Here is a 20,101-nt window from a genome sequence, read left to right on the forward strand (position 1 = left end):
CGCCGTGACTGGACGAACCCCCGTGCAACCGCTTGCCCCGCAAGGTATTCCGGGCCACCTGGTGGGGTTCGTCGAAGCCCTGCGCAAGGTGGGCATCAACGTCGGCCCGTCGGAGACGGTCGACGCCGGGCGGGTGATGGCCACCCTGGGGCTGGGTGACCGCATGGTGCTGCGTGAGGGCCTGGCCTGCGCGGTGCTGCGCCGGCCCGATCACCGCGAGACCTACAACGCGTTGTTCGACCTCTGGTTCCCCGCGGCCATGGGGGACCGGGCCGTCTTGGCACTCGACGACGATGAGGACCCGGAGAACCGGCCCGACCGGATACCGCCCGAGGACGTCGAGGGCATGCGCTCGGCGCTCCTCGATCTGCTGTCGGACGCCGACATGGCCAACCTCGACGACCGCCTGATGGCGATGATCGCGCAGATCGTCGACGCCTACGGCAAATACAACTCGAGCCGCGGCCCGTCGTACTCGTCGTACCAGGCGCTCAAGGCCATGGGGCTGGACCAGCTGGAGGGCAAGCTGCTGGCCGGCCTGCTGGCGCCGTACGGTGACGAGCCGACACCCACCCAGGAGCAGATCGCCAAAGCAATTGCGGCGAAGCGTATTTCGCAGCTCCGCCACATGGTCGAGTCGGAGACCAAGCGGCGCACCGCCGAGCAGATCGGCCGCGACCATGTGCAGACCTACGGCATCCCGCAGCTCGCCGAGAATGTCGAATTCCTCAGGGCATCAGGCGAACAACTGCGCCAGATGCGCAATGTCGTTGCGCCCCTGGCCCGTACATTGGCCACCCGGCTCGCCGCCCGCCGCCGTCGTTCCCACGCCGGCCAGATCGATCTGCGCAAGACGCTGCGCAAGTCGATGTCGACCGGCGGCGTGCCCATCGACGTCGTCCTCAAGAAACCGCACCCGGCGCGCCCTGAACTGGTGGTGCTGTGCGATGTGTCGGGCTCCGTCGCCGGCTTCAGCCACTTCACGCTGATGCTGGTCCATGCGCTGCGTCAGCAGTTCTCGCGGGTGCGCGTCTTCGCCTTCATCGACACCACCGACGAGGTCACCGAGCTGTTCGGGCCCGATGCCGACCTGGCCGTGGCGGTGCAGAAGATCACCCGCGAGGCGGCGGTGTACACCCGGGACGGGCACTCCGACTACGGCCACGCCTTCGTCTCGTTCCTGGACAAGTGGCCGGGTGCGCTCTCGCCTCGCACGGCGTTGCTGGTGCTCGGCGACGGCCGCAACAACTACCGCAACCCGCAGGCCGACCTGCTGGCGCACATGGTCAATGCCAGCCGCCACGCGCACTGGCTCAACCCCGAGCCCAAGCACCTGTGGGGCAGCGGGGACTCGGCGACGGCCAAGTACCAGGACGTCATCACCATGCACGAATGCCGGTCCGCCAAGCAGCTCGCCGCGGTGATCGACAACCTGCTGCCCGTCTAGCCCGCGAGGTCCTGCCCCGGAGTTGGCTCCGAACACTGCCGTAAGCTGGCCAATCGTGACTCGACGCAGGCTGGGGGTGATGGGTGGGACCTTTGATCCCATCCACCATGGACACCTCGTCGCGGCCAGCGAAGTGGCCGACCTGTTCCAGCTCGACGAAGTGGTGTTCGTGCCCACCGGACAGCCCTGGCAGAAGCGCGACCGGCACGTCACCGCCGCTGAGGACCGGTATCTGATGACGGTCATCGCCACAGCTGCCAATCCGCGTTTCTCGGTCAGCCGGGTCGACATCGACCGCGGCGGTCCCACCTACACCAAGGACACGCTGCGCGACCTGGCCAGGCAGAACCCTGACACCGACCTGTTCTTCATCACCGGCGCCGACGCGCTGGCCTCGATCCTGTCCTGGCAGAACTGGGAGGACATGTTCTCCACGGCCCGGTTCGTCGGCGTCAGCCGGCCCGGCTACGAGCTGGACGGCAAGCACATCGAGGAAGCACAGAAAGAACTGCCACCCGACGCCCTGACCCTGGTCGAGGTGCCCGCGCTGGCCATCTCGTCGAGCGACTGCCGTCGCCGCGCCCAGGCCAACCGGCCCATCTGGTACCTGGTGCCCGACGGCGTCGTCCAATACGTATCCAAACGGAGGCTCTACCAGGCCGCGAACCAGCAGGAGAACACATGACGGCCACCCCCGAAGCCCTCGGCATGGCGACGGTCGCCGCCCGTGCGGCTGCCGCCAAGCTCGGCGAGAACATCAGCGTCATCGACGTGTCGGACCAGTTGGTCATCACCGACTACTTCGTCATCGCTTCCGCGTCCAACGACCGTCAGGTCAACGCCATCGTCGACGAGGTCGAGGAGAAGATGCGCTGGGCAGGCCACAAGCCGGCCCGCCGCGAAGGCGCCCGCGAGGGCCGCTGGGTGCTGCTCGACTACGTCGACATCGTCGTGCACATCCAGCACCAGGAGGAGCGCGAGTACTACGCGCTGGACCGGCTCTGGCGGGATTGCCCGGCCATCGAAGTGGACCTCGAGGGTGAGCTCCCGGTGAACCCCGACGGCGACGCGTCGGATGAGGACGGCGAGTGAGGAACCGGCGGCTCCTGCTGCTGCGTCACGGTCAGACGGAGTACAACGCCGCCAGCCGGATGCAGGGCCAGCTCGACACCGACCTCAGTGATCTGGGCCGGGCCCAGGCAGTCGCCGCTGCCGATGTGCTGGCCAAGCGGCAGCCACTGGTGATCGTGTCGTCCGATCTGCGCCGTGCCCTCGATACCGCGACCACGCTGGGCGACCAGGCCGGCATGCCGGTGTCCGTCGATGAGCGGTTGCGCGAGACGCACCTGGGCGACTGGCAGGGCCTGACGCATCAGGAGGTCGACGCCGTCGCACCCGGCGCACGGCTGGCCTGGCGGGAGGACGCCCGCTGGGCGCCGCACAACGGCGAGAGCCGGGTGGACGTCGCGAATCGCAGTCTGCCGGTGGTGATCGAGCAGCTGCGCAAGCTGCCCGAGTGGGGCGTCGACGAGGTCGATCGCCCAGTGGTGCTCGTGGCGCACGGCGGCCTGATCGCGGCGCTGACCGCGGCCCTGCTGGACCTCCCGGTGGACAACTGGCCGGTGCTCGGCGGCATGGGCAATGCCAGCTGGGTACAGCTGTCGGGACACAGCGCGGGACTGGCCGACGACGATCCCGTGACGTGGCGCCTGGACGTCTGGAACGCCTCGGCTCAGGTGGCCAACGATGTCCTCTGACCGTCCTGTCCTGCTCGTCTTCTGCGACTCGCTGTCCTACTACGGCCCGACGGGCGGGCTGCCGTCCGATGATCCGCGCATCTGGCCGAACATCGTTGCCTCCCAACTTGGTTGGGACCTGGAGCTGATCGGCCGGATCGGCTGGACCTGCCGCGACGTGTGGTGGGCGGCGACCCAGGATCCGCGTTCCTGGGCGGCGCTGCCGAAGGCCGGCGCGGTGATCTTCGCGACGTGCGGCATGGACTCCTTGCCGTCGCCGTTGCCGACAGCGCTGCGGGAGCTCATCCGCTACGTGCGTCCGTCGTGGCTGCGCCGCATCGTGCGGGACGGCTACGGCTGGCTGCAGCCGCGGCTGTCGCCGATCGCCCGGCCCGCGCTGCCGGCGCACCTGACTGTCGAATACCTCGAAGAAACCCGCGGGGCAATCGATTTCAACCGCCCCGGTATTCCGTTCGTCGCGACGGTTCCGTCGGTGCACATCGCGGAGACCTATGGGAGCTCGCACCGGTGGCGCGACGCCACGGCGGCGGCGATCACCGATTGGGCTGACGCGAAGCAGATTCCGGTCGTCGACCTCAAGGCCGCCGTCGGTGACGAGGTGATGTCGGGCCGGGCGAATCCGGACGGCATCCACTGGAACTTCGAGGCGCACCGCGCGGTTGCCGAACTCATGCTCAAGGGGCTGGCCGAGGCCGGTGTGGTGTCGCAGCGGACTGACGACTAGTCATGACCGTGGTGGTGGTCACGGACTCGTCGGCCCGGCTTGACCCAGATCAGTTGAAGCGCTGGGACATTCGGGTGGTCCCCCTGCACGTGCTGCAGGACGGTATCGATTACCAGGACGGGGTCGACCCGATTCCGCAGGACATCCAGGACCGGTCGCACGTGTCCACCGCGGGCGCGGCGCCCGCGGATCTGACCGACGTCTACACGCAGGCGCTGGCCGACAGTGGCGGCGACGGTGTGGTGGCGGTGCACCTGTCGGCCGGCCTGTCGAGCACGTTCAGCGCCGCCGCGGCCGTCGGCCGGGAACTGGGTCCTGCCGTGCGCGTGGTCAATTCACGATCGGCGGCCATGGGGGTCGGGTTCGTCGCCCTCGCCGCGGCCCGGGCCGCGGCGGCCGGCGCGGACCTTGATGCCGTTGAGGCGCAGGCCCGTTCGGAGTCCGGCAAGCAGCACGGTTTCATCGTCGTGCATCGGTTGGACAACCTGCGCCGCAGTGGCCGCATCGGCACGGCCGCATCGTGGTTGGGCACCGCGTTGTCGCTGAAGCCTTTGCTGCAGTTGGACATCGACGGCCGGCTGGTGCTGGATCAGCGGATTCGGACCGTGGCCAAGGCGCATGCCGCGCTGATCGAGCGGGTGGCCGCGCTGGTCGGTGACCGGCCCGCATCCATCGCCGTGCACCACGTCGACAATCACGACGACGCCGCGTCGATCGGCGCCGCCCTGACTTCCCGTCTGCCCCAGGTCGAATCACTCGTGGTGACCGACATGGGGCCGGTGCTGGCGGTGCACGTCGGCTCCGGGGCTGTCGGTGTGATCGTCAACATGCAGGAGCAGCGCCACCCGGGGCAGTGACCCGGGCAGGCCAACCGCACCCCGGTGGTTGGTCAACCGGCTGAGAACGGCTTTTCCCTAGCCGGCGAACCGTCCGGTGACCGGCGGCAGGTCCTTCAGTGTCAGGATGCCCGGCGCGGCGGCAACCACCGCGGGCACCGCGTTGGTGACCGGCAGCGCGGTGTAGATCATGCCGAGCCCGTTGAGGCTGACCTCGCTCCAGTCCTTCGACGGCAGGCAGTACACGACGGTGCGCATGTTGGGCACGCCGAACACCTGGATCACATGGCCGTGCGCGACGGGCTTCGGCGGCGTCACGTGTTCGCCCATGATCCAGTTGAAACCGACGCTGACCACGTTCTTGTCACCGACCCAGCCACGGTGATAGCCGTAGACGCTGGCCACGGTGCCCTTCGGGATCTGCATGAACCCCAGGTCGGAGTCTTCGGTCGCGGGGGTGAAGGTGACGTCGAACGTGATCTTGTCCAGCTTGGCGCCGATGGCGTCGGCCATCATCGCGGCCGACTCGGCGAACACTTCGCTCTCCAGGCGCACGCTCTCGGCCAGCCCGGGGGTCTCCGGGTCCTTGCCGAAGCCCATCGCGGCCATGGTTCCCGCCGATTCGTAGACGCCGCAGTCGACCGACTCGGTGATGCGGATTTCGTCGACGCTCTCGCACGCGCTGGACAGCACCATGCCCATCATGTTGGTCAGACCAGGGTGTGCGCCGCTGCCGAAGATCGTGGAATTTCCTGCCTCACAGGCCTTCTGGATGCGAGCCAGATCTTCGGGCGACTGCTTGCCACCTGTGATCCAGGCCGCGCTGGAACAGACGTTGATGCCGGACTCGAGCAGGCGCACCAGTTCGTCGATACTGGGCCAGATCGGGTTGTAGCAGCAGGCGTCGGGCCCCAGGGCGACCAGTTCCTCGATGTCGTTGGTGGCCTTGATGCCCGTCGGCTCCGGCCAGCCGGCCAGGTCCGCGGCGTCGACACCGACCTTATCGGCGCCGTACGCGTACACACCCACCAGCTCCATGTCGTCACGAGCGATGATCGCGTGCAGGGACCGTTTACCGATGTTGCCGGTGGTCCATTGGATGACGCGGAGTGGTCGATCGGTGGTCATGGAGGCCTCCTCGTTGGGGCTGTGCGCTTTCGCTAGACACTATGCCGCAGGTGTCTACCGGGCGTCGGGGGTCCGGGCGGCCAGGCGATTCGTCGTCGCATTGTCGAGATGCAAGACAAATTGACAAGCGCTCTCATCCGGACACCATGAGCCGGCGATCTCTGAAACGGCTATGAATCAAATATGAAATTGACATGGCGATCATTATGCGTCGCATATGAGTATCTCGACACGCGTTCGATCCTGGCTAGAATTGAATTCTGAGATAAACGCAGATGAACGGTTCTAAATGCGGGAAAGGAAATCGAATTGTTGGGCGGCGGTATTACCAGGAGCGCCGGGGTTGCGTCTGTAGCGATCGTGTTGAATCTGGGCTCGGCGGCGCCGGCGCTGGCTGCGCCCGAGGTGCAGGCGCCGGCCCAGGCCACGATCAGTGAGCTGGAAGCACAAGGACTTCGGCCGATAGTCAACAAGATCGGTAACGCACCCATCGAGCAATGTACGGTCATCGCGGTGCGGGAGGGCACTGCTGTCAAGCACTCCTGGATACAGCGAGGCCCGACCGGGAACGTCGGCAATCTCATTCGCTATAAAACTGCGTACGTTGATCTCAACTGCAATCGATGAATGATGCCGACGGAGTAATTGGACCACAATTTGCAGGTAAAATAGTAGCGTAAACGGTCAATTACTCGATGCATATCACGCAAGTTTGATGGCAGAGAGCAATGCCTGTCTTGCCTGTACTTTTGCAACGAAGATTGCCATGCCCACGCGACACGCTCGACTTTTTCAAAGTATGCAGGCGTGTCTGGTCAATCCTCGCTGCATCTCGACATCATCCACAGATCGCGATTGATCCACAGGCGGCCCGCGCGGCGGCATTTTCGCGGCGTTCCGGTCGGTGGCGGTGCCTAACGTCGCGGACATGGTCACTCAGACACCGGTCGACTGGGCGCAGCGGCGGCTGACCGCACAGCCAGGAGACGCGACGGACCCCGACGGAGAACCAGACCAGAACGACGACACCTCGCTGTCGCGATGGCTGCCCGACACGCTGTCAGGTGGGCCGGGGTGGCTGGCGTCGGTGCGCGCCGACCCCGGGCGCGCCGGGGTGATCGCGCTTGCGGTGGTCGGCGTGGTCGCGGTCCTGGTGACCGTGATCGCGGTGCTCGGTGATGACAAGCCGCCCGTGACCGCGGCGAAACTGCCTCCGGTGCAGATGGTTTCGTCCAGCACACCGGGAGCGCCCGCACCCCCGGCGAAGGCCGAGGACGTCGTGGTCAGCGTCGCCGGCCTGGTCCACAAGCCGGGACTGGTGACGCTCCCTGCCGGTGCGCGGATCGCCGACGCGGTCACCGCCGCCGGGGGAGCGCTGGCCGGCGCCGACCTCGTCGGCCTGAATATGGCTCGCAAGGTGGCCGACGGCGAGCAGATCCTGGTCGGCATCACCGCTCCGGTGGGTGCGCCGGCGGTGATGCGCAGTTCGGCAGGCGCGACGTCCGCACCGCCGGAGAAGGGGCCGTCCGGTGATGGAAGGGGCACTGGCCCCAAAGCGCCGGTCGATCTGAACACCGCTACCGAGGAGCAGCTCGACGCGTTGCCCGGTATCGGTCCGGTCATGGCGAAAGCGATCGTGGCGTGGCGTACGGCCAACGGCCGGTTCACGAGCGTTGATCAGCTGGGTGAGGTCGACGGCATCGGGCCGGGTCGGCTGGAGAAACTACGTGAACTGGTCAAGGTGTGACGGGCAGTCCCGCGCCGGACGTCCCCGGCATCGACCTGCGGTTGGTGCCGGCCGCCCTGACGTGCTGGACGGTGACAGCAGTCGGGGTGTGGTGGGGCCCATGGGCGGCGCTGGCGGCGCTGGTGGTCGCGGTGGCGGGCGTCGTGGGAGTCGGGCTGCGAATGGGCGACCTGCGCTGGCGCGCAGTGCTCGCCGTGGCGGCGGTGGGGGCGGCCTTCGCGATCGTCGCGACGGTGCGCGTGCATGCGGTCGACACCCATCCGCTGGCTTCCCGGTTCGGCACGACCGTGACGGTCACGGTCACGCCATCGGAGTCCCCGAAGACCATCCAGGGCGGCCGCCTGATGTTCATGGCCTCGTTGCAGAGGCTTCAGGGCGTCGAATCATCAGGGCGGGTCATGGTTTTCGCGCCTGCTGTCGGGTATTCGGAGGTCGGCGTGGGCCGCCCGATGGCGTTCCGGGCCAGGGTCACCCGGCCCAAGAGGCGCGACCTGTCCGTGGCTGTGCTGGCCGCGGTGGGCGCGCCGCGGTTCGGGACGGCCTCGACCGGCCAGCGCGCGGCGGCGCACGTGCGGGCGGAGTTCGGCGAGGCCGCTCGACTGGCGCTGCCGCCGGATCAGGCTGCGATGTTGCCGGGGCTGGTCCTGGGCGACGTGTCGGCGGTCGAGTCGGACACTACAGCGGACTTCCGGCGGTCCGGACTGACGCACCTGACCGCGGTGTCGGGAGCGAACGTGACGATCGTGTGCGGCGCGGTTCTGCTGAGCGCGGCGCTGGTCGGGCCGCGGATCGCCGTGGCGTTGGCGGCATTGACGTTGTTTGCGTTCGTCGTCATCGTGCAGCCGTCCCCGAGCGTATTGCGCGCTGCGGCAATGGGTTCGGTGATGCTGATGGGCCTGCTGGTGCATCGGCGCCGGCAGGCGATCCCAGCGCTGTCGGCGAGTGTGCTGGTGCTGATGGTGATCTCGCCGCCGCTCTCCGTGGATGCGGGATTCGCGCTGTCGGTGGTGGCGACGGCGGGGCTCGTGGTGATCGCGCCGGGTTGGTCGCGCCGGCTGGTGGGCCGCGGCTGGCCGAAGCCGGTCGCTGACGCGGTATGCGTGGCCGTTGCCGCGCAACTTGTGACGGCGCCGTTGGTGGCAGCGATATCGGGAAGCCTGAGTCTGGTTGCGGTGGCGGCCAATCTCCTTGTGGCTCCGGTTATTGCGCCCATCACCATTCTCGGTACCGCGGCTGCCGCGGTGGGCTGGTTCTGGCCTGCCGCAGCGCAACTGCTCATCCGGTTCACCGGGCCGGAACTATGGTGGCTCCTGCACGTCGCGCGGTGGAGTGCCGCGGTGCCCGGCGCGGCGGTGAGCGTCCCGTCGGGTTGGGGCGGCGCTCTCCTGCTCGGCACGACGACATTGGGGGTGGCGCTGCTGGTGGCCGCGTGGCGTCGACGACGAGGAAATGCGATACGGCCGTGAACTCTGGCGCCGCGTTGCAGAATTATTGACGTGGACGACCATTCTCCTGACCCTGCGGCCGCGACGATAGCGGCGCTCGAGGCGGCCGGCGTCGGGACCCTGATCGGCACCGTGGTCAACGCCGCGGGCCTGACGCAAGCGAAGGTGGTTCCGCTCAGCCGGGTGAAGGTGTTCGCTGACCATGGGCTGGGCACGAGCCCGACGTGGCATGTGTTCGCCATCGACCAGACCGGCATCGTGATGAGCGATCAGATCGGTGTGGTCGGGGACCGGCGGGTGCGCATCGATCTGGCGGGCTTACACCTCCTCGGCGACGGACTCGCCTGGGCGCCCGGCGCGTTCTTCACCCAGGACGGAAACCGAGACCCGCACTGCGGTCGCGGTGTGCTGCAACGGGTTACGCAGCGATTGGCGACGGCCGGGTTGACGGCCTCCGTCGGGCATGAGGTCGAGTTCGTGGTCGTCGGCCCTGACGGCGCGCAGCTGCCGTCCGTTCTGTGGGCGCAGTACGGATTGGCCGGCGTACTCGAATTCGAAGGGTTCGTCCGTGACGTGATGGACGCGACCGGCGCCGCAGGGTTGTCCATCGAACAGTTCCACCCTGAATACGGCGCCAACCAGTTCGAGTTCTCGCTGGCACCGCGCGATCCGGTGGCCGCCGCCGATCAGCTGGTGCTCGCGCGGATCATCATCGGACGGGTGGCCCGCCGCCACGGCCTGCGGATCAGTCTGTCGCCGGTGCCTTTCGCCGGCAGCGTGGGTTCTGGTGCACATCAGCACTTTTCGTTGAAGCATGATGGAGTGCCGGTGTTCTCCGGCGGTTCGGGGATGCACGGGATGACAGCGGCGGGCGAGGCCGCCGTGGCGGGGCTGCTGGCCGGTTTGCCTGGCGCGCAGGGGGTCTTGTGCGGCTCCATCGTGTCCGGGCTACGCATCCAGCCGGGGAGCTGGTCCGGTGCCAACGTCTGCTGGGGCACCGAGAACAGAGAGGCCGCGGTGCGGTTCGTCAGCGCTGCATCCGGTAATCCGTACGGCGCCAATGTCGAGGTGAAGATCATCGACCCGTCGGCCAATCCGTATCTCGCGTCGGCAACCATCCTCGGGCTGGCGCTCGACGGCATCACCCGTGCACTGCCGCTGCCACCCGAAGTCACCGTCGACCCGGGTGCCCTGACCGAAGCCGAACGCGAGCGCGCCGGTGTGGTGACACTGCCGGCGAAGCAGATCGAGGTTCTCGACGCGCTGCGCAGCAGCGATGTGGTCCGCGACATCCTCGGCAACGCGGCCACCGATGCGGTCCTCGGTGTGCGCGGCTACGAGCACCAGAACTACGGCGGCCTCTCCGACGCCGAACTGGCCGAGAAGTTCCGTTTGGCTTGGAGTGTGTGAGTGCGTGCGAGGGCTTGTCGGCGCGCCATGAAACGATCAACGGGTGAGTGGATCGACCGAGGCGTTGCATCTGGTGCTGGGCGAGGAGGAACTGCTGGTCGAGCGCGCCGTGGCGGCCGTGTTGCGCGATGCGCGTAAGCAGGCCGGCCACGGCGGGGCGATGAACAACGATGTGCCGGTCGACCGACTGCGGGCCGGCGACGTGTCCACCAGCGAGCTCGCCGAACTGCTGAGCCCGTCGCTGTTCGCCGAGGAACGCGTTGTGGTCCTGGAGTCCGCCGCCGAAGCCGGTAAGGATGCCGTCGCCCTCATCGCGGATGCCGCGGCCGACCTGCCGGGCGGCACCATGCTCGTCGTCGTGCACTCCGGTGGCGGCCGGGCCAAGGCGCTGGCGGATCAGCTCAAAAAGCTTGGCGCCGAGGTGCATCCGTGCGCCAAGATCACCAAGGCCGCCGAGCGTGCCGACTTCGTCCGCAAGGAATTCCGGTCGCTGAAGGTGAAGGTCAGTGACGACGCCATCAATGCCGTGCTCGACTCGGTCGGCTCGGACATCCGCGAATTGGCCGCGGCGTGCTCACAGCTGGTGGCCGACACCGGGGGGCAGATCGATGTGGCGGCCGTGCGCCGCTATCACTCCGGCAAGGCGGAGGTGAACGGCTTCGACATCGCCGACAAGGCCGTCTCGGGCGACGTCAGCGGTGTCGCCGAAGCCTTGCGCTGGGCCATGGCGGGCGGCGTCCCGCATGTGGTGCTGGCCGACGCACTGGCCGAGGCGGTGCATTCGATCGCCCGCGTCGGTGGTTTGTCGGGTGACCCGTACCGGTTGGCGGGGGAGTTGGGTATGCCGCCGTGGCGCGTCCAGAAGGCGCAGAAGCAGGCCCGGCGGTGGAACCGGGACACCGTGGCCGAGGCGCTGCGGGTGGTCGCGGCGCTGAACGCGGACGTCAAGGGTGTCGCGGCCAACGCGGACTACGCGTTGGAATCGGCGGTGCGCCGCGTCGCCGAGCTGGCCGACAGCTGAGCTGCCGAATGTGCCGCCACAGCTGAGACGGACACAACAAAACCGCGGCCCGATCAACGGGCCGCGGTTCCGCGAAAACTTACAGGCTCAGATCAGAGCTTGTTGAAGGCCAGGGTCAGCGCTGACTTCTTGTTGGCGGCCTGGTTCTTGTGGATGACACCCTTGGTGGCGGCCTTGTCCAGCTTGCGGTTGGTGGCGACGAGCAGCTCGCCGGCCTTGTCCTTCTCGCCCGCCTCGACGGCCTCACGGAAACCGCGGATGGCCGTACGCAGCGCCGACTTCACCGACTGGTTGCGCAGACGTGCGAGCTCGTTGGTGCGGATGCGCTTTTCCTGCGACTTGATGTTGGCCACGCGTGTCGTTCCTTCTAAATCTCAATTTGGGCATGCTCTGGGACGAGCATGCTCGGTCTTAAGTCTGCGCTCTTCGCCCGTCAACGGGCAGCGACTGTTCAGGTTACCAGCGTCCACGCGAAATCCCCAAAGCGCGGCGCCCGCGCACTGACTGGCGACGACCCGAGCATATCGGTGAATGCCAAGTTGCCCTGCCGAAACTGCCAGGTTGATGCAGCATGTCTGCCATGAGCCCACGGACATCGCACAGTGGCCCCGTACGGACACGGCGCACCACACCAGGGAATCGCTACGACGGTGTGTTCGGCGGCTACGACGACGTCGACAGTTATGCCGATGCGTACGACGAGATGTTCGACGCCGACGGCGTCGTGCGCAGTCTCTACAAGGGCGTCTTCGCCGAGCTGGCGCCATCCGACGCGTCCGAACTGGCGGCCCGGTCAGAAGCGCTCGGCCGTGCGTTCACCGACCAGGGCATCACGTTCTCGCTGTCCGGCCAGGAGCGGCCGTTCCCGCTGGATCTGGTACCCAGGGTCATCTCGGCCGCCGAGTGGTCGAAGCTGGAAAAGGGCATCAAGCAGCGGGTGAAGGCGCTCGAGATGTATCTCGACGACGTCTACGGTGACCAGGAGATCCTGCGTGACGGCGTGATTCCGCGCCGGTTGGTGACCTCGTGCGAGCACTTCCATCGGGAGGCCGCGGGCATCGTCCCGCCCAATGGCGTCCGTATCCACGTCGCGGGTATCGACCTCGTCCGCGACGACAAGGGCGACTTCCGGGTGCTCGAGGACAACCTGCGCTCGCCGTCCGGGGTGTCGTACGTCATGGAGAACCGGCGCACCATGGCGCGGGTCTTCCCCAACCTCTTCGCCACCCACCGGGTCCGGGCGGTCGGTGACTACTCGTCGCACCTGCTGCGGGCCCTGCGCAACGCGGCGGCGTCGAACGAGGCGGACCCGACCGTGGTGGTTCTCACTCCGGGGGTCTACAACTCGGCCTACTTCGAGCACTCTCTGCTGGCCCGGCAGATGGGCGTCGAACTGGTCGAGGGCCGCGACCTGTTCTGCCGCGACAACGTCGTCTACATGCGCACCACCGAAGGCGAGCGCCAGGTGGACGTCATCTACCGCCGGATCGACGACATGTTCCTCGACCCCATGCAGTTCCGGCCCGACACGGTGCTCGGCGTCGCGGGACTGCTCAACGCGGCGCGGGCGGGCAACGTCGTCATCTCCAGCGCGGTGGGCAACGGTGTCGGTGACGACAAGCTGGTCTACACCTACGTGCCGACGATCATCGAGTACTACCTGGGCGAGAAGCCGCTACTGGCGAACGTGGACACCTACCGCTGTTGGCTCGACGAAGAGCGCGAGGAAGTGCTCGACCGGATTCGCGAACTGGTCATCAAACCGGTCGAAGGGTCCGGCGGCTACGGCATCGTCTTCGGGCCGGACGCCTCGGAGAAGGAGATCGCCACGATCTCGAAGAAGGTCCGCGCCGACCCGCGCGGCTGGATTGCCCAACCGGTGGTCCAGCTCTCGACGGTGCCGACGCGGATCGGCGACAAGCTCGCCCCGCGGCACGTCGACCTGAGGCCGTTCGCGGTCAACGATGGCGACGACGTGTGGGTGTTGCCGGGCGGGCTGACCCGCGTGGCACTGCCCGAGGGCTCGCTGGTGGTCAACTCCAGTCAGGGCGGGGGATCGAAGGACACCTGGGTGCTGGCATCGCGGGCATCGACCGCCGACCGTGAACTCGCCGCCGCCGAAGTCGTCCGCTCGCTGCCGTCTGGCGGTCAGGCGGCCGATGACGGGCCCCCGCAGCAGGCCGTGCAAACCGCCCACCAACAGCAACAGCAACAGCAACAGGCGGTGATGTACTGATGTTGGCACGCAACGCGGAATCGCTGTACTGGATCGGCCGCTACGTCGAGCGGGCCGACGACACCGCCCGCATCTTGGACGTCACCGTGCACCAGTTGCTGGAGGACTCGAGCGTCGACCCCGACCTGGCGTCCCGAACATTGTTGCGGGTCTTGGGAATCGAACCACCTGCGGCACCCTTGGACATGTGGTCGTTGACCGACTTGGTCGCGTTCGGCCGGGGTGGGAGCGGGAACAACTCGATTGTGGAGTCGATCTCGGCGGCCCGCGAAAACGCCCGCGGTGCAAGGGAAGTCACGTCCACCGAGATGTGGGAGTGCCTCAACACCACGTACAACGCGCTGGCGGAACGTGAGCGCTCGGCCAGAAGACTCGGGCCACATGAATTCTTGAGCTTCGTGGAGGGCCGCGCGGCGATGTTCGCCGGATTGGCCGACTCGACGTTGTCGCGTGACGACGGCTACCGCTTCATGATGCTGGGCCGGGGGATCGAGCGCGTCGACATGACGGTGCGCCTGCTGCTGGCCCGCGTCGGTGACAGTGCGTCGTCGCCGGCATGGGTGACGGTGCTGCGCTCGGCCGGTGCCCACGACACCTATCTGCGCACCTACCGCGGCGTGCTGGACGCCGGCCGTGTCGTCGAATTCATGTTGCTGGACAGGCTGTTTCCGCGGTCGGTGTTCTACTCGCTCCGGGTGGCAGAGCGGCATTTGGATGAACTGCACCACCGGCCGCATGACCGGGTCGGCGCCACCGGGGAGGCGCAGCGCCTGCTCGGCCGGGCCCGCAGCGAGCTGGAGTTCCTGCGGCCGGGTCTGCTGCTGGACTCCCTGGAGGCGCGCCTGGCGGGTCTGCAACGCAGCTGCCGGGAAATCGGAGAGGCGTTGGCGCTGGAGTACTTTCACGCGGCGCCATGGGTCGCGTGGACCGACGCGGGCCACCCGGTGGCGGTCATCGAGGAAGGTGAGATCTGATATGTGGCGGCTCAGAGTTGTCCATGCCACGGGGTATGCCTACAAGTCACCGGTGACGGCGTCGTTCAACGAAGCTCGCTTGACGCCACGCTCGGACTCACGGCAGAACGTCATCCTCAACCGGGTGGAGACCGTACCGGCCACCCGCTCGTACCGGTACATCGACTACTGGGGCACCGCGGTGACCACCTTCGATCTGCATGCGCCGCACACCGAACTGGAGGTGACGTCGTCGTCGGTCGTCGAGACCGACAAGGGCGAGATGCCTGCCGAACTGGTCACGTGGGACGACCTGGCCAGTGGCGGCGTGCGTGACCGATTCGACGAACTGCTCGTGCCGACCGCGTACACGCCGGTCAGTAAGCGGCTGCAGCGGGTCGGCCAGCGGATCATGAAGTACTACGACCCGCAGGAAGCGGTGACCGCCGCGGCGAACTGGGTCAACACCGAACTGGACTACGTCCCGGGCACCACCGGCGTGCATTCGTCCGGGCTGGACGCGCTGCGGGAAGGCAAGGGGGTGTGCCAGGACTTCGCGCACCTGACGCTGATCTTGTTGCGCACCATGGGGATTCCGGCGCGGTACGTGTCCGGCTACCTGCATCCGCAGCGCCGGGCCGAGATCGGCGACACCATCGAAGGGCAGAGCCACGCCTGGGTGCAGGCGTGGACCGGGGGCTGGTGGGACTACGACCCGACCAACGACGTCGAGATCAACGAGCAGTACGTGACCGTCGCAGTGGGACGGGACTATGCGGACGTCACACCGCTGAAGGGCATCTACTCGGGCGAGGGGTCGACCGATCTGGATGTCGTCGTGGAGATCACCCGGCTGGCCTGAAACCGGGCGAGGGTGCCGAAGCTCTCACCTTGACACACTATGTGACCTAACCCACGCTGTTGCATATGGCGCGGTTCGTTGCACTATTTGCGTCATAAACAGAACGTGGGAAGGCACGTGGTGCTTGAGACGACCGACACGAGCCTCGCTGGAAAGGACGCCGAAGGCGTCACCACCAGCACGCCGGAGTTCCGGCGTCGTTTTCTCATCAGGCTCACCGCTGTGCTCATCGGCGGCATGTTCCTCGGTGGCTACATCCTCGGCATCATCGGGCCGGCGACCGTCCTGATCCAGTCCGACCTCGGCGTCAGCGATCTGCGGATCGGGCTGATTGCTGCCGGCACTCTTTTCGGCATCTTCGTCGGCGCCCCGATCGGCGGTTGGATGACCGATAAGTTCGGCCGCAAACCCATGTTCCTCATCGACATGGGTTTGTTCGTGATCGCGTCGTTCCTGCAATTTTTTGTGGCGCTCGGTCAGTTCTTCATCACCTCAGCGCTTCAGTTGCTGATCATCCGTTTTCTGATGGGTATATCGCGATCGGCGGCGAGTACTGGGAATGTCGGTGAGCATGTTGGTCGCTGCCGGGGTCGCGTTTGTCGGGGCCGCGCTGTCGCAGTGGCTCGCGCCCGAGACTGCGGGCAAGAGCCTCGCCGAGACGGCTTCGACGTACTCACACTGATATCTGACAGGTGCGCTAAATCCCTTCTGTACGTGTGCGCCCGACTACTATTGGTGTGAGGTGAATCACGATCGGAGGCGCGCAATGCGGATCGCGGACGTACTGAGCAACAAGGGTGCCGCGGTAGCGACCATCGCCCCCGAAACCACGGTGTCCCAACTACTGGCCAGCCTGGCGGCGCTCAACATCGGGGCCATGGTGGTGATCGGACCCGACGGCCTGGCCGGCATCGTGTCCGAACGCGACGTGGTCCGCGAGCTGCACAAGCGTGGCGGCGGCCTACTGGGCCAGCCGGTTTCGGAGATCATGACGACCGTTCTGGCGACCTGCACGCCGCGCGACACCGTCGACCACCTCGTGGTGCTGATGACCCAGAACCGGGTGCGGCACGTGCCCGTCCTCGACGACGGCCGGCTGGCCGGCATCGTCAGCATCGGCGACGTCGTCAAGACCCGGATGGAGGAGCTCGAGACCGAGCAGCAGCACCTGCAGGACTACATCACTCAGGGGGGCTGAATCTCCCATCAGCGTGACGATTCGCGGCAAGCTGGCGGCATGCGTGAAATTCAGACCCGCGCGGCCACCCGTTCCGACGTCGGGGCTTTGTCGCACACCCTCGCCCGTGCCTTCGCCGACGACCCGGTCATGGCATGGATGATTCCCGACGACGGGGCGCGTCGTCGCCGATTGCCGCGCCTGTTCGCGGCGCTCGCCAAGTACCAGCATCTGGACCATGGCGGCATCGAGGTCGCTTCGTCGGCGGACGGCATCGGCGCGGCGGCGTTGTGGGACCCGCCGGGGACGTGGCAGCAGACGCGCCGCGACGAACTGCGGATCGCGCCCATCATGCTGCTGACGTTGGGCGCGGCCGTGCTGCGTGGGCAGGCGGCTTCCGAACTGATGAAAAAGCATCATCCTGAGGAGCCGCATTGGTATCTGGCGGTGATCGGCAGCGACCCTCTCGTTCGCGGCGGCGGGTTCGGCCAGGCCCTGATGAAGTCCCGGCTGGACCGGGTCGACGCCGAACATGCACCGGCCTATCTGGAGTCGAGCAACCCCGTGAACGTGCCGTACTACGAGCGGTTCGGATTCGAGGTCACCGGCGAGATGGTGCTGCCGAACGACGGGCCCAGCCTGATTCCGATGTGGCGGCGGCCTCGGTAGGTGCGTTCAACGCACTCTCGACGGGCGCGAGCGCCGCCTGCGTGCCCGCAGAAAGCGGCATGTTGCCACGCAAACACGCACGCTCGCGGAAAAGGGGGAAGGGGCCTAGCTCCAGGAATAGCTGGCGCGGAGGCGGGCGGCGATGATCTCGAACTTGTCGCGTTCGAGGACCGCGCCTTCGCGGCGGATGCCTTCCTCCGGCACGTCGAGCACGCGGTCGAGGCGCACCCAGCTGGCGCGTCCCTCGTAGTCCCAGCTGCCGGAGCCGATGGCGACCCAGTCGGGGTCGCCCTGGTGCCGGTCCTGGCTGGATAGCATCAGCCCCAGCAGGGTGCTGCGATCGCGGCCCACGACCAGCACCGGGCGGTCCTTGCCGCGGGTCGGGTCGTCTTCGTAGACGACCCAGGTCCAGACGATCTCGCCCGGATCGGCCTGGCCGTCCAGGTTGGGTGAGTAGACGACGCGCCGGGCGCGGTGCGCGGTGGGGACGATGTTCTCGGTGACCGGGCGTCCGGCGGTGATGGCCGCCTGCGGCCCCGTCGAAACCGCGCCGAGCGCGGTGAGACCCACCTCGATGCCGAACCGGATGCCCTGCTGGATGGTCCGGGACAACCCGTCGGGCTGCTGCAAGGTGCGGATGAGCTTGGGCGCCTCGTTGAACACCAATTGTTCCGCCAGACGCTGGAACGTCCTCCACTGCGACGCCATGCCATCGAGCATAGGGGAGTTTCGGGGCCGCGATTTAGCCGCCGGGGTCCTCGCTAGATACCCTGGTAGCCGCGCGTGATACGCGCAGACCCATCGTCACCAGGAGATTCCCATCAGCAGTTTCGCCGACAAGACGTTCACTGCGCCGGCGCAGATTCGGAACTTCTGCATCATCGCCCATATCGACCACGGCAAGTCCACGCTGGCCGACCGCATGTTGGGAATCACCGGTGTGGTCGCCGACCGGGACATGCGGGCCCAGTACCTGGACCGCATGGACATCGAGCGCGAGCGCGGTATCACCATCAAGGCGCAGAACGTGCGGCTGCCGTGGGAGGTCAACGGCGAGCAGTTCGTGCTGCATCTCATCGACACCCCGGGGCACGTCGACTTCACCTACGAGGTGTCGCGCGCGCTGGAGGCCTGCGAGGGCGCCGTGCTGCTGGTCGACGCCGCCCAGGGCATCGAGGCGCAGACGCTGGCCAACCTGTACCTGGCGCTGGACCGGGACCTGACGATCATTCCGGTGCTCAACAAGATCGACCTGCCCGCCGCCGACCCCGATCGGTATGCCGGTGAGATCGCCCACATCATCGGTTGCGAACCGTCCGATGTGTTGCGCGTCTCCGGCAAGACGGGTGAGGGCGTGCGTGAGCTGCTCGACGAGGTGGTGCGGTTGATCCCGGCGCCCGTTGGCGATGCGGATGCGCCCGCGCGGGCCATGATCTTCGACTCGGTCTACGACATCTACCGCGGCGTGGTGACCTACGTGCGCGTCGTCGACGGCAAGCTCAATCCCCGCGAGAAGATCAAGATGATGTCCACCGGGGCGACGCACGAGCTGCTCGAGGTCGGCATCGTCTCGCCTGAGCCGAAGGCCTCCGACGGCCTCGGCGTGGGGGAAGTCGGCTATCTGATCACCGGTGTGAAGGACGTCCGCCAGTCCAAGGTGGGCGACACCGTGACGTCGGCCCGCCACGGTGCCACCGAAGCGCTGACCGGTTACCGCGAGCCGCGGCCCATGGTCTACTCGGGCCTGTACCCGGTCGACGGCTCGGACTATCCGGTGCTGCGAGAGGCGCTCGACAAGCTGCAGCTCAACGACGCCGCCCTGACCTACGAGCCGGAAACCTCTGTGGCCCTTGGCTTCGGGTTCCGCTGCGGCTTCCTCGGGTTGCTGCACATGGAGATCACCCGCGAACGGCTGGAGCGCGAGTTCAACCTCGACCTCATCTCGACGGCGCCCAACGTGGTGTACCGGGTGGTCAAAGAGGACAACACCGAGCTCGTCGTGACCAACCCGTCCATCTGGCCCGAGGGCAAGGTGCGCGCCGTCTACGAGCCGGTGGTGAAGACGACGGTCATCGCGCCCAGCGAATTCATCGGCACCATCATGGAGCTGTGCCAGCAGCGGCGCGGTGAGCTCGGCGGCATGGACTACCTGTCCCCGGAGCGCGTCGAGCTTCGCTACACCATGCCGCTCGGCGAGATCATCTTCGATTTCTTCGACTCACTGAAGTCGCGCACCCGCGGCTACGCCAGCCTGGACTACGAGGAGGCCGGCGAGCAGGAGGCCGACCTGGTGAAGGTCGACATCCTGCTGCAGGGCGAGGCCGTCGACGCGTTCTCGGCCATCGTCCACAAGGACGGTGCGGCCGCGTACGGCAACAAGATGACGACCAAGCTCAAGGAGCTGATCCCGCGTCAGCAGTTCGAGGTGCCGGTGCAGGCGGCCATCGGTTCGAGAATCATTGCCCGCGAGAACATTCGGGCCATCCGCAAGGACGTGCTGTCCAAGTGCTACGGCGGTGACATCACCCGTAAGCGCAAACTGCTGGAGAAGCAGAAGGAGGGCAAGAAGCGCATGAAGACCATCGGCCGGGTCGAGGTGCCGCAGGAAGCCTTCGTCGCGGCCCTGTCTTCCGACGCGGCGAGCGACAAGCCCAAGAAGTAGTGATTTGTGCACGATTTTCCGCGGCAG

The 20,101-nt window shown here is 67.0% G+C and carries 21 protein-coding genes; 18 read left to right on the forward strand and 3 right to left on the reverse strand.

All coding sequences use genetic code 11. The features are described 5' to 3' along the window. Nucleotides 1-4 precede the first annotated feature (4 nt). From ACX12F_RS08105 to ACX12F_RS08130, 6 genes are all read left to right on the forward strand, one after another. The gene (locus tag ACX12F_RS08105) at nucleotides 5-1,447 is read left to right on the forward strand and encodes a vWA domain-containing protein (protein ID WP_459369088.1); all 1,443 of its coding nucleotides are present in this window, start codon (nucleotides 5-7) and stop codon (nucleotides 1,445-1,447) included. Nucleotides 1,448-1,526: 79 nt separating this feature from the next. Further along, the gene (gene nadD, locus ACX12F_RS08110; RefSeq protein ID WP_459370274.1) at nucleotides 1,527-2,132 is read left to right on the forward strand and encodes a nicotinate-nucleotide adenylyltransferase; all 606 of its coding nucleotides are present in this window, start codon (nucleotides 1,527-1,529) and stop codon (nucleotides 2,130-2,132) included. Continuing rightward, nucleotides 2,129-2,539 (forward strand): ribosome silencing factor, encoded by a 411-nt coding sequence (gene rsfS, locus ACX12F_RS08115; protein WP_459369089.1) that lies wholly within the window; start codon nucleotides 2,129-2,131, stop codon nucleotides 2,537-2,539. Before nadD ends, rsfS begins: the two co-directional genes overlap by 4 nt. Continuing rightward, the gene (gene gpgP / locus ACX12F_RS08120; protein ID WP_459369090.1) at nucleotides 2,536-3,204 is read left to right on the forward strand and encodes a glucosyl-3-phosphoglycerate phosphatase; all 669 of its coding nucleotides are present in this window, start codon (nucleotides 2,536-2,538) and stop codon (nucleotides 3,202-3,204) included. The genes rsfS and gpgP overlap by 4 nt, the downstream gene beginning before the upstream one ends. Beyond that, nucleotides 3,194-3,928, forward strand: a complete 735-nt coding sequence (gene octT, locus ACX12F_RS08125) for a diglucosylglycerate octanoyltransferase (RefSeq protein ID WP_459369091.1) — start codon at nucleotides 3,194-3,196, stop codon at nucleotides 3,926-3,928. The genes gpgP and octT overlap by 11 nt, the downstream gene beginning before the upstream one ends. A 2-nt stretch (nucleotides 3,929-3,930) precedes the next feature. Further along, a complete protein-coding gene (locus ACX12F_RS08130; protein ID WP_459369092.1) occupies nucleotides 3,931-4,785 on the forward strand; it encodes a DegV family protein in 855 nt (284 codons plus the stop codon). Nucleotides 4,786-4,842: 57 nt separating this feature from the next. On the opposite strand, the gene ACX12F_RS08135 is transcribed toward ACX12F_RS08130, so the two are convergent. Next, the gene (locus ACX12F_RS08135; RefSeq protein ID WP_459369093.1) at nucleotides 4,843-5,892 is read right to left on the reverse strand and encodes an NAD(P)H-dependent amine dehydrogenase family protein; all 1,050 of its coding nucleotides are present in this window, start codon (nucleotides 5,890-5,892) and stop codon (nucleotides 4,843-4,845) included. A 312-nt stretch (nucleotides 5,893-6,204) separates the two neighbouring features. On the opposite strand from ACX12F_RS08135, the gene ACX12F_RS08140 reads away from it, so the two are divergent. The 5 genes from ACX12F_RS08140 to holA all read left to right on the forward strand — a co-directional run bounded on the left by ACX12F_RS08140 (nucleotide 6,205) and on the right by holA (nucleotide 11,515). Then, the gene (locus tag ACX12F_RS08140) at nucleotides 6,205-6,519 is read left to right on the forward strand and encodes a hypothetical protein (protein ID WP_459369094.1); all 315 of its coding nucleotides are present in this window, start codon (nucleotides 6,205-6,207) and stop codon (nucleotides 6,517-6,519) included. A gap of 301 nt (nucleotides 6,520-6,820) precedes the next feature. Continuing rightward, on the forward strand, nucleotides 6,821-7,639 hold the full coding sequence (locus ACX12F_RS08145) for a ComEA family DNA-binding protein (RefSeq protein ID WP_459369095.1): 819 nt from the start codon (nucleotides 6,821-6,823) through the stop codon (nucleotides 7,637-7,639). After that, the gene (locus tag ACX12F_RS08150) at nucleotides 7,636-9,105 is read left to right on the forward strand and encodes a ComEC/Rec2 family competence protein (protein ID WP_459369096.1); all 1,470 of its coding nucleotides are present in this window, start codon (nucleotides 7,636-7,638) and stop codon (nucleotides 9,103-9,105) included. The genes ACX12F_RS08145 and ACX12F_RS08150 overlap by 4 nt, the downstream gene beginning before the upstream one ends. Before the next feature lie 30 nt (nucleotides 9,106-9,135). Then, the gene (locus ACX12F_RS08155; protein ID WP_459369097.1) at nucleotides 9,136-10,494 is read left to right on the forward strand and encodes a type I glutamate--ammonia ligase; all 1,359 of its coding nucleotides are present in this window, start codon (nucleotides 9,136-9,138) and stop codon (nucleotides 10,492-10,494) included. A 43-nt stretch (nucleotides 10,495-10,537) separates the two neighbouring features. Continuing rightward, on the forward strand, nucleotides 10,538-11,515 hold the full coding sequence (gene holA, locus ACX12F_RS08160) for a DNA polymerase III subunit delta (protein ID WP_459369098.1): 978 nt from the start codon (nucleotides 10,538-10,540) through the stop codon (nucleotides 11,513-11,515). 92 nt (nucleotides 11,516-11,607) lie between these two features. Here holA and rpsT read toward each other — a convergent pair whose 3' ends face one another. Next, nucleotides 11,608-11,868 carry a 30S ribosomal protein S20 gene (gene rpsT / locus ACX12F_RS08165; RefSeq protein ID WP_459369099.1) on the reverse strand — a complete coding sequence of 87 codons (261 nt, stop codon included), beginning with the start codon at nucleotides 11,866-11,868 and terminating at the stop codon, nucleotides 11,608-11,610. A gap of 350 nt (nucleotides 11,869-12,218) precedes the next feature. Here rpsT and ACX12F_RS08170 point away from each other — a divergent pair, with 350 nt between their 5' ends. The 6 genes from ACX12F_RS08170 to ACX12F_RS08195 all read left to right on the forward strand — a co-directional run bounded on the left by ACX12F_RS08170 (nucleotide 12,219) and on the right by ACX12F_RS08195 (nucleotide 17,412). Next, nucleotides 12,219-13,751, forward strand: a complete 1,533-nt coding sequence (locus ACX12F_RS08170; RefSeq protein ID WP_459370275.1) for a circularly permuted type 2 ATP-grasp protein — start codon at nucleotides 12,219-12,221, stop codon at nucleotides 13,749-13,751. After that, nucleotides 13,751-14,725: an alpha-E domain-containing protein gene (locus ACX12F_RS08175; protein WP_459369100.1), complete on the forward strand. Its 975-nt coding sequence runs from the start codon at nucleotides 13,751-13,753 to the stop codon at nucleotides 14,723-14,725. The genes ACX12F_RS08170 and ACX12F_RS08175 overlap by 1 nt, the downstream gene beginning before the upstream one ends. Nucleotide 14,726: 1 nt before the next feature. Continuing rightward, nucleotides 14,727-15,566 carry a transglutaminase family protein gene (locus tag ACX12F_RS08180; protein WP_459369101.1) on the forward strand — a complete coding sequence of 280 codons (840 nt, stop codon included), beginning with the start codon at nucleotides 14,727-14,729 and terminating at the stop codon, nucleotides 15,564-15,566. A 117-nt stretch (nucleotides 15,567-15,683) separates the two neighbouring features. Further along, on the forward strand, nucleotides 15,684-16,307 hold the full coding sequence (locus ACX12F_RS08185; RefSeq protein ID WP_459369102.1) for an MFS transporter: 624 nt from the start codon (nucleotides 15,684-15,686) through the stop codon (nucleotides 16,305-16,307). 25 nt (nucleotides 16,308-16,332) lie between these two features. Beyond that, the gene (locus ACX12F_RS08190; RefSeq protein ID WP_459369103.1) at nucleotides 16,333-16,764 is read left to right on the forward strand and encodes a CBS domain-containing protein; all 432 of its coding nucleotides are present in this window, start codon (nucleotides 16,333-16,335) and stop codon (nucleotides 16,762-16,764) included. A 39-nt stretch (nucleotides 16,765-16,803) separates the two neighbouring features. Next, on the forward strand, nucleotides 16,804-17,412 hold the full coding sequence (locus tag ACX12F_RS08195; RefSeq protein ID WP_459369104.1) for a GNAT family N-acetyltransferase: 609 nt from the start codon (nucleotides 16,804-16,806) through the stop codon (nucleotides 17,410-17,412). A 105-nt stretch (nucleotides 17,413-17,517) separates the two neighbouring features. Here the strand turns inward: ACX12F_RS08195 and ACX12F_RS08200 are convergent, their stop codons facing one another. Next, nucleotides 17,518-18,132, reverse strand: a complete 615-nt coding sequence (locus tag ACX12F_RS08200) for a type II toxin-antitoxin system PemK/MazF family toxin (protein WP_459369105.1) — start codon at nucleotides 18,130-18,132, stop codon at nucleotides 17,518-17,520. Between the two features lie 94 nt (nucleotides 18,133-18,226). On the opposite strand from ACX12F_RS08200, the gene lepA reads away from it, so the two are divergent. Next, nucleotides 18,227-20,074 carry a translation elongation factor 4 gene (lepA, locus tag ACX12F_RS08205; RefSeq protein ID WP_459370276.1) on the forward strand — a complete coding sequence of 616 codons (1,848 nt, stop codon included), beginning with the start codon at nucleotides 18,227-18,229 and terminating at the stop codon, nucleotides 20,072-20,074. Nucleotides 20,075-20,101: the final 27 nt, after the last annotated feature.

Source organism: Mycolicibacterium sp. HS_4_1, from assembly GCF_054515875.1.